Source organism: Geobacillus sp. LYN3 (genome assembly GCF_003064505.1).
Taxonomy (GTDB): Bacteria; Bacillota; Bacilli; order Bacillales; family Anoxybacillaceae; genus Parageobacillus_B; species Parageobacillus_B toebii.
The window spans coordinates 317,588-326,525 of record NZ_QCWL01000001.1 but is presented as its reverse complement, the minus strand read 5'-3'; the positions used below and the strand labels follow the sequence as shown (position 1 = coordinate 326,525).

At 41.1% G+C, this 8,938-nt stretch carries 7 protein-coding genes and 2 tRNA genes; all 9 read left to right on the top strand.

Annotation, left to right across the window (positions count from 1 at the left end; translation table 11 throughout):
- The 9 genes from DCC82_RS01610 to glmS all read left to right on the top strand — a co-directional run bounded on the left by DCC82_RS01610 (nt 1) and on the right by glmS (nt 8,378).
- Nucleotides 1-72: transfer RNA gene (locus DCC82_RS01610), tRNA-Gly, on the top strand.
- A 20-nt stretch (nt 73-92) separates the two neighbouring features.
- A tRNA-Ala gene (locus DCC82_RS01605) sits at nt 93-165 on the top strand.
- 168 nt (nt 166-333) lie between these two features.
- Nucleotides 334-1,236: an arginase gene (gene rocF, locus DCC82_RS01600; protein WP_097353933.1), complete on the top strand. Its 903-nt coding sequence runs from the start codon at nt 334-336 to the stop codon at nt 1,234-1,236.
- A gap of 159 nt (nt 1,237-1,395) precedes the next feature.
- Nucleotides 1,396-1,959 carry an RNA polymerase sigma factor SigW gene (gene sigW, locus DCC82_RS01595; RefSeq protein WP_041269551.1) on the top strand — a complete coding sequence of 188 codons (564 nt, stop codon included), beginning with the start codon at nt 1,396-1,398 and terminating at the stop codon, nt 1,957-1,959.
- A 13-nt stretch (nt 1,960-1,972) separates the two neighbouring features.
- Nucleotides 1,973-2,584 (top strand): anti-sigma-W factor RsiW, encoded by a 612-nt coding sequence (gene rsiW / locus DCC82_RS01590; RefSeq protein WP_097353932.1) that lies wholly within the window; start codon nt 1,973-1,975, stop codon nt 2,582-2,584.
- Nucleotides 2,585-2,685: 101 nt separating this feature from the next.
- Entirely contained in the window at nt 2,686-3,507 is an 822-nt protein-coding gene (gene cdaA, locus DCC82_RS01585; protein ID WP_062756465.1) for a diadenylate cyclase CdaA, read from the top strand.
- Nucleotides 3,500-4,735, top strand: coding sequence for a CdaR family protein (locus tag DCC82_RS01580; protein ID WP_012748921.1), 1,236 nt, complete (start codon nt 3,500-3,502; stop codon nt 4,733-4,735). Before cdaA ends, DCC82_RS01580 begins: the two co-directional genes overlap by 8 nt.
- A gap of 28 nt (nt 4,736-4,763) precedes the next feature.
- Entirely contained in the window at nt 4,764-6,110 is a 1,347-nt protein-coding gene (gene glmM, locus DCC82_RS01575) for a phosphoglucosamine mutase (protein WP_012748922.1), read from the top strand.
- 465 nt (nt 6,111-6,575) lie between these two features.
- Nucleotides 6,576-8,378, top strand: coding sequence for a glutamine--fructose-6-phosphate transaminase (isomerizing) (gene glmS, locus DCC82_RS01570; protein WP_081189341.1), 1,803 nt, complete (start codon nt 6,576-6,578; stop codon nt 8,376-8,378).
- Nucleotides 8,379-8,938: the final 560 nt, after the last annotated feature.

Genomic DNA, 8,938 nt, shown 5'->3' with positions numbered 1-8,938 from the left:
GCGGAAGTAGTTCAGTGGTAGAACACCACCTTGCCAAGGTGGGGGTCGCGGGTTCGAGTCCCGTCTTCCGCTCTTTTACAACAAGATAGTTTGGGGCCTTAGCTCAGCTGGGAGAGCGCCTGCTTTGCACGCAGGAGGTCATCGGTTCGATCCCGATAGGCTCCATTAATATAACATCCCACTTCGTTTTTTCCGAAGTGGGATTTTTTGTTTATTGTGATTGCAGACTGTTCTTTTTTTATAAGAATAAATATTCAAAAAACTGTCGAGTTGAGTCAATATGATATTTTCGTCTACAATAATGAAGTAGCACATGGGAAGGGGGAGGACAACATGAAGAAAATATCGATTATTGGTGTACCGATGGATTTAGGGCAGACACGTCGTGGTGTAGATATGGGGCCGAGTGCCATGCGTTATGCAGGAGTAATCGAGAGGTTAGAACGTCTTCATTATGAAATTGAAGATTTAGGCGATATTCCAATTGGAAAAACAGAACATCCTGATGATGAAGGATCACAGCCCAACTTACGAAATTTGAAAGCGGTTGCAGAAGCGAATGAAAAATTAGCAAAAACAGTGGACGAAGTGATCAAAAGGGGGCGCTTCCCTCTCGTGTTGGGTGGTGATCATAGCATTGCCATTGGTACATTAGCTGGTGTCGCAAAACATTATAAAAATTTAGGAGTTATTTGGTATGATGCCCATGGCGATTTAAATACGGCGGAAACTTCACCATCGGGAAACATTCATGGCATGCCGCTGGCTGCAAGTCTTGGTTTAGGACATCCGTATTTGACGAATATCGGCGGTTATAGCCCAAAAGTGAAACCTGAAAACATTGTTCTTATTGGCATTCGCTCTCTGGACGAAGGGGAAAAGCAGTTAATCCGTGAAAAAGGGATTAAAGTATATACGATGCATGAAATAGATCGTCTCGGCATGACGACAGTAATGGAAGAAACGATTGCATATTTAAAAGAACGAACGGATGGAGTGCATTTATCACTTGATTTAGACGGACTTGATCCGAACGATGCACCGGGAGTGGGTACGCCAGTTATCGGTGGTCTTACTTATCGTGAAAGCCATTTGGCAATGGAAATGCTCGCAGAGGCAAAACTAATTACATCAGCGGAATTTGTAGAGGTGAATCCGATTTTAGATGAGCGCAATAAGACTGCTTCTGTTGCTGTAGGATTGATGGGGTCCCTTTTTGGAGAAAAGCTAGTGTAACGGTGTAAAAACAGCAGATTTTACAGAATCTGCTGTTTTTATTTTGCTTAGGAAAGATTAGGCGGATATGATAAAATAAATGGTGCATGTTTGCATGAAACTTTTTTTATTTGTGAACGTAATACACTGTAGCCGCAGTGAGCGGGGGTACGTATTATTATGGAGATATTTGTGAAAAAACGTATAAAAGCGGTCAAAAAAGGCGATCAAAATGCCTACGCTGATATTGTAGATCTTTATAAAGATAAAATATACCGTTTATGTTATCGTATGCTAGGAAATCGCCATGAGGCGGAAGATGCTGCGCAAGAAGCGTTTATCCGCGCTTATGTTAATATTCATACGTATAATCCAAATATGAGGTTTTCCTCGTGGCTTTACCGAATTGCCGCCAATTTGGCGATTGATAAGATTCGGAAGAAAAAACCGGATGCCTATTTAGACGAAGAGATAAGCGGTACTGATGGGCTTACAATGTATTCACAGCTTTCCTCTAGCGAAGCTTCTCCGGAAGAAACATTAGAAAGTTTGGAGCTACAGGAAACAGTACAGAAAGCAATTGAACAACTTCCAGAAAAATATCGTAGTGTTATTGTATTGAAGTATATAGAAGGGCTATCATTACAGGAGATTAGCGAAATTTTAGACTTGCCGCTCGGCACGGTAAAAACGAGACTTCACCGTGGCAGAGAAGCGTTGCGAAAGCATTTGGGTCATTTATGAGAGGGTGAAGAACATGAAATGTCCGCATAACATTGTAAACCTTATGCATGATTTTTTAGATGGTGATATTGGGCCGCATGATGAAAAAATATTAAGGGAGCATTTGCAGCAATGTTCAGCATGCGCTGATCATTTTAATGGACTAGAGAAAACAGTCGCGTTCATTCAGCATGCGTCCCATCTCACCCCTCCTTCGGATTTTACGGCCCGTGTGATGGCACAGCTACCGAAAGAAAGAAAGATGATTCGTGTTAGAAGGTGGCTGCAAACCCATCCGTTTATTACCGCTGCATCGTTATTTATGATGTTGACGATAGGCAGTCTATTTACCACATGGAACGCACAGAAACAATTTTCTGTTTCCACACATGAAAATGTCATTATTCGCGGTCATACTGTCATTGTTCCGAAAGGAGAAGTCGTTCAAGGAGATATTGTCGTTCGCAACGGTTCTATAAAGATAGAAGGGAAAGTCGAGGGCAATGTCACCGTGATTCATGGAGAAAAATATTTAGCTTCTGCAGGACAAGTAACAGGAGAAATTGAAGAAATTAACCAAGTATTTGAGTGGATTTGGTATAATATTAAGGAACGAATCAAGGATGCGGTGGAAGCGTTCGAATAGAGAGCCATCTTTTTTGATGGCTTTTTTATATGATATGTTATAATAGAAGGGTTGTTTCAATAAAATTATGTTTGAATTAGAATGATAAAGGAAGTGTGAAAATGCCTTTCGGAGAGCTCCCGATTTTAAGTTATTTAGGCAAGGCCGTCGATATTCTTGTTGTTTGGTATGTTATATATAAATTAATCATGATGATTCGCGGGACGAAGGCAGTCCAGCTTCTAAAAGGAATTATTCTTATTATACTAGTGCATATTGTTAGTAACTTTCTCGGTCTTAACACGCTGCAATGGCTAATGGATCGAGCAATCACATGGGGGTTTCTCGCTATTATTATTATCTTCCAGCCGGAATTGCGGCGTGCGCTTGAGCAAATAGGACGGGGAAAGCTGTTTTCTCGAAGCAGTTCGAATGAGGACGAAGAGCAAGTAAAAATGGTTGAAGCGATTATTAAAGCAACGGAATATATGGCAAAACGGAGAATAGGCGCGTTAATTTCCATTGAACGGGAAACAGGAATGGGAGATTATATTGAAACAGGCATTATTTTGAATGCCCGTGTTTCCTCTGAACTATTAATTAATATTTTTATCCCTAATACTCCGTTGCACGACGGGGCTGTTATTATTCAAAAAAACCATGTTGCAGCAGCGGCCTGTTACCTGCCGCTTTCAGAAAGCCCTTTTATTTCGAAAGAGCTTGGGACTCGGCATCGCGCTGCATTAGGAATTAGTGAAGTGACAGATAGCATAACGGTTGTTGTATCAGAAGAAACCGGTGCGGTATCGGTCACAAAAAACGGGGAGCTACACAGAGATTTAACCCCGGAGCAGTTTCGGGAGTTGCTTACAAAGGAGCTAGTGCCATCCACAAAGGCGACTTCCTCATCCCGTTGGCAATGGAGGGGGAAGAAACATGGATAAGTTAATGAACAATCATTGGTTTATTAAAATATTTTCTTTACTGTTAGCGATTATGCTTTATATGTCGGCGAATATTGAGAAAGAAACAAAATCGGGAGTGATTACCCGCAATACGGTAGGACAAGAGGATACGGAAACAATGACAAATGTTCCTGTAGTGGTTTATTATGATGAGGAAAATTTAGTTGTCTCCGGTATTCCAAAATATGTGAATGTCACTTTGCAAGGGCCCGCAAGTATTGTTAAGCCGACTGCTTTACAGCGCAATTTTGAAGTGTATATCGACTTAACGAATTTACCATTAGGAACGTATACCGTTCCAATTAAATATAAAGATATATCTGATAAACTAAAGGTCAACATCCACCCTTCAGTCGCAAAAGTAACGATTCAAGAAAAAGTTTCTAAAAATTTCCCTGTCGGGGTTGATTTGATCAATAAAAATAAAGTGCCCGAAGGCTATTTGATTGAAAAGCCGATTGTCAAACCAAACGCCGTTACTATTACGGGTGCCAAAGAATTAATTGAAAGTATATCATCGGTAAAAGCTAGAATTGATTTAGATAGGGCAACAGATACCGTAACAGAGGAATCGAGCGTAACCGTTTATGACAAAAGAGGCAACGTACTTAATGTAGATGTCCAGCCTTCCGTAGTAGAAGTAACCGTTCCGATTAAAAGCCCTAGCAAAACGGTTCCACTGAAAATTAATCGGACAGGATCACTGCGAAAAGGATTAAGTATAGTAAAAATAGAAACCATCCCAAATCAAGTAACTATTTTTGGCTCAAAAGAAAAAATCAATTCCATTGAATTTATTGACGGTATTACGATTCATTTAGATGAAATTACAGAAGATAAGACATTGGAAGTGAATGTTCCGTTGCCTGCAGGAGTAAAAAGTGTGGATCCTTCTAAAATAAAAATAGTCATTGATGTACAAAAAGAAGAATCGAAAACATTAAAAGATGTACCGATTCATGTAGTAGGATTAGGAGATCAATATACGGTTGATTTTGTAGATCTGCAAGAAGGGGCGATGGATGTTCAGCTTTATGGGGCACCGAATGTATTAAGCGATATAACAAAAGACGATATTCAATTATATATAGATGTTAGTGATTTAGGTGTTGGTGAACATGAAGTAAAAGCGGAATTAAATGGTCCACAAAATATCAAATGGCAATTACCGAAAGAAAAAGTAAAAATTAAAATTAATGAACGATAATTTCATTTGCGTAAGGAGAGAGTGTATAATGGGTAAATATTTTGGCACTGATGGTGTTCGTGGAGTAGCGAATCGTGAGTTGACGCCAGAACTGGCATTTAAAATAGGCCGCTGCGGCGGTTATGTATTAACAAAAAGCGAAGAACGGCCAAAAGTATTAATTGGTCGTGATACACGTATTTCTGGTCATATGCTTGAAGGAGCGCTTGTCGCTGGGCTGCTTTCTATCGGGGCGGAAGTGATGCGCCTCGGTGTGATTTCTACACCAGGTGTTGCTTATTTGACAAAAGCGTTGGGAGCGCAAGCGGGAATTATGATTTCCGCATCACATAACCCTGTTCAAGATAATGGAATCAAGTTTTTTGGTCCAGACGGCTTTAAACTTTCCGATGAACAAGAACAAGAAATTGAAGCGTTGATTGATAGCCCGGAAGATATGTTGCCAAGACCGATAGGAAAAGCATTAGGACAAGTGAACGATTATTTTGAAGGCGGTCAAAAGTATTTGCAGTATTTAAAACAGACCATTGACGAAGATTTTTCCGGATTGAAAATTGCGCTCGATTGCGCGCATGGAGCCACTTCATCTCTTGCTACCCATTTATTCGCCGATTTGGAGGCGGATGTTGTTACAATGGGTGCATCACCGAACGGTCTTAACATTAACGAAGGAGTTGGCTCGACACATCCAGAAGCATTAGCGGCGTTTGTGAAAGAAAAAGGAGCAGATGTTGGACTTGCCTTTGACGGCGATGGGGATCGCTTGATTGCGGTAGACGAATACGGAAATATTGTTGATGGCGACCAAATTATGTACATTTGCGCGAAATATTTAAAAGAAACTGGCCGTCTTAAACATCAAACCGTCGTTTCCACTGTGATGAGCAATCTCGGATTTTACAAAGCGCTTGAGGCGCAAGGAATTCAAAGTGTACAAACAGCTGTTGGCGACCGTTATGTCGTAGAAGAAATGAGAAAAAATGGTTATAACTTAGGCGGAGAACAGTCAGGGCATATTATTTTCCTCGATTACAATACAACAGGAGATGGATTGCTAACGGCATTGCAGCTTGTGAACATTATGAAAGTCAAAGAAAAACCGCTTTCTGAGCTTGCCAGTGAAATGAAAAAATATCCGCAACAGCTGGTAAACATAAAAGTAGCGGATAAGCATAAAGTAATGGAAAATGAAAAAGTAAAAGCTGTTATTCAAGAAGTGGAAGCAGAAATGAACGGAAACGGCCGGGTTCTTGTTCGTCCGTCTGGAACGGAGCCGGTTGTACGTGTGATGGCAGAAGCGCCGACGGAAGAAGCATGCCGGAATTATGTCGAACGGATCGCCTCTGTCGTTCGCGAAGAAATGGGAGTCGAATAAAATAAAACGCTTATAACTAACCTATGTATAAATGGAACATTCTGTTCTATTTATGCATAGGTTATTTTATGAAATAATTCTAACAGTTGACGCTTTTAAAGACGTACTGTAATATTATTTTGTTGTTATTTTAAAAAAGAAAGGTGGGTAGAGGTTTTTCATTTGCATTTTTTAAAAAAGCGCCTGGACTAAGCGTGGACGGAAAAACGCTTAGTTGACGAGGAGGAGGTTTATCGAGGTTTCGGCGGATGCCTCCCGGTTGCTGCGATTACAACCGCAAGTCCTTTCTTAAAACAAAGAGGTGACTCTTTGGACAAAGGGAAGGATATAATCGCAAAAATACGGAAATGGGGAGTCTGTCCGCGCAAAAGGGGTCAGACACCTGACAACGTTCCTTGACAAAAAAATAATAGAGGAATTCCTTTGTGCGACAGTCTTCCTGAATATTAAGGAGGATACGGATCTATGTGTGGAATTGTCGGTTACATCGGTCAACAGGACGTAAAAGAAATTTTACTGCGCGGATTAGAAAAATTGGAGTACCGCGGATATGACTCTGCAGGCATTGCGGTACTAAATGATGAAGGAATTCACCTTTTTAAAGAAAAAGGACGGATTGCCGATTTGCGGAATGTCGTTGATCCGAGCGTAAGTGCTACTCTTGGAATCGGCCATACACGCTGGGCAACACACGGTGCTCCGAGCCGCATCAACGCGCACCCGCACCAAAGCGCTTCTGGCCGCTTTACATTAGTGCACAATGGAGTTATTGAAAACTATGCGCTTTTAAAACAGGAGTATTTACAAGATGTAACGCTAAAGAGTGATACGGATACGGAAATTATCGTGCAGCTTGTTGAAAAATTTGTAAACGACGGTCTTTCTGTCGAAGAAGCGTTCCGCAAAACATTAACATTGTTGAAAGGTTCTTATGCCATCGCAATGATTGATGCGGAAAATCAAGAAGTTATTTATGTCGCAAAAAATAAAAGCCCGTTGCTTGTCGGACTCGGCAATGGTTTCAATGTTGTGTCGAGCGACGCGATGGCGATGCTGCAAGTGACAAAACAATTTGTCGAGCTTATGGATAAAGAAATGGTCATTGTGACAAGAGAAAGCATTACAATTAAAAACTTAAACGGTGACATTATCGAGCGCGCTCCATATACAGCGGAGCTAGACGCAAGCGATATTGAGAAAGGAACATATCCGCATTACATGTTAAAAGAAATAGATGAACAACCGTTTGTCATGCGCCGCATTATTCAAAAATATCAAGACGAAAATGGTCAGCTTACGATTGATCCAGAAATAGTCAAAGAAGTGATCAATGCGGATCGTTTATATATTATCGCTTGTGGTACAAGTTATCACGCGGGGTTAGTCGGAAAACAATTGATCGAGAAATGGGCGAAAATCCCTGTCGAAGTGCATGTTGCAAGCGAGTTTTCGTACAATATGCCGCTGTTGTCTGAAAAACCGCTATTCATTTACATTTCTCAAAGCGGGGAAACAGCGGACAGCCGTGCGGTGCTTGTCCAAACGAAAGAACTTGGCTACAAAGCGATTACGATTACGAACGTACCAGGTTCTACTCTTTCCCGTGAGGCGGATTATACGTTATTGCTTCATGCCGGCCCGGAAATCGCTGTTGCATCAACAAAAGCATATACGGCCCAAATCGCTGTGCTTGCGATTTTAGCGACAGCTGCGGCGAAAGCAAAAGGCATTGCGCTTGACTTTGACTTGAAAAAAGAGCTTGGTATTATCGCCAACGTAATGGAAATGTTGTGCGATGCAAAAGAAGAAATGGAAAAAATCGCTCTCGAGTATTTATCAACAACGCGCAACTGTTTCTTCATCGGCCGCACCGTTGACTATTATGTATGCTTGGAAGGCGCGTTAAAATTAAAAGAGATTTCTTACATTCAAGCAGAAGGATTCGCTGGCGGAGAATTGAAGCACGGTACGATCGCTCTTATCGAAAACGGCACCCCAGTAATCGCCTTGGCGACACAAGAACACGTCAACTTAAGCATTCGTGGCAACGTTAAAGAAGTTGTTGCCCGCGGCGCCAACCCTTGCATCATTTCGATGAGAGGCTTAGAAACAGACGAAGACCGCTACGTCATTCCAGCGGTTCATCCAATGCTTACACCGCTCGTTTCCGTCGTGCCGTTGCAGCTCATCGCCTACTACGCGGCACTGCACCGCGGTTGCGATGTCGACAAACCGCGCAACTTAGCAAAGAGCGTGACGGTGGAGTAAAAGGTAAAAACACGGGTCCTGTTTTTGTTAAGTGACAAAAAAGTTGTATACTGAACAAAAAGTCGTATACTCGACAAAAAAGTTGTATACTCGCTTTTGATTAATTAAAAAGGTTTTTAGAGCGACTATTTGAGTAAAGTTATGCCTCTAACGTTTTAGCGTTAGAGGCTATATTTTTTAGGAGGAAGGTCTAAGATTGAATAAAGGGAAATTTTAGCTCTCTGTCAAGATGAATACGTAAATGATTTTTAGAAATAATGGCGTTTATTTATAAGAGATGGATCTTGATAAGGCTATGTCAGTCTTATTTTTTTAACCATATCAGCTCGATTTGATGTTTGTCTAGAGTAAATTCTCTCCCTAATTACGTGCAGTTACATGGATTCATTCTGAATTACAGAGGACAGCAGCTTATAACGACTGTCGTTTATTTTTTAGACAGACGCAAAGGTTTATCAACAGCAAGCCAAATTCTAAACTTTAATATGTATAAATTGAAATAAAGGTTTTCTCCCGTTCCACGGCGAATAAATAAATAAAAGAGAAAATAGGGGAACGGA

Excerpts from the sequence above, each read along its gene's own strand:
- rocF (WP_097353933.1), top strand. The coding sequence starts at position 334 with ATGAAGAAAATATCGATTATTGGTGTACCGATGGATTTAGGGCAGACA.
- sigW (WP_041269551.1), top strand. The coding sequence starts at position 1,396 with ATGGAGATATTTGTGAAAAAACGTATAAAAGCGGTCAAAAAAGGCGAT.
- rsiW (WP_097353932.1), top strand. The coding sequence starts at position 1,973 with ATGAAATGTCCGCATAACATTGTAAACCTTATGCATGATTTTTTAGAT.
- cdaA (WP_062756465.1), top strand. The coding sequence starts at position 2,686 with ATGCCTTTCGGAGAGCTCCCGATTTTAAGTTATTTAGGCAAGGCCGTC.
- DCC82_RS01580 (WP_012748921.1), top strand. The coding sequence starts at position 3,500 with ATGGATAAGTTAATGAACAATCATTGGTTTATTAAAATATTTTCTTTA.
- glmM (WP_012748922.1), top strand. The coding sequence starts at position 4,764 with ATGGGTAAATATTTTGGCACTGATGGTGTTCGTGGAGTAGCGAATCGT.
- glmS (WP_081189341.1), top strand. The coding sequence starts at position 6,576 with ATGTGTGGAATTGTCGGTTACATCGGTCAACAGGACGTAAAAGAAATT.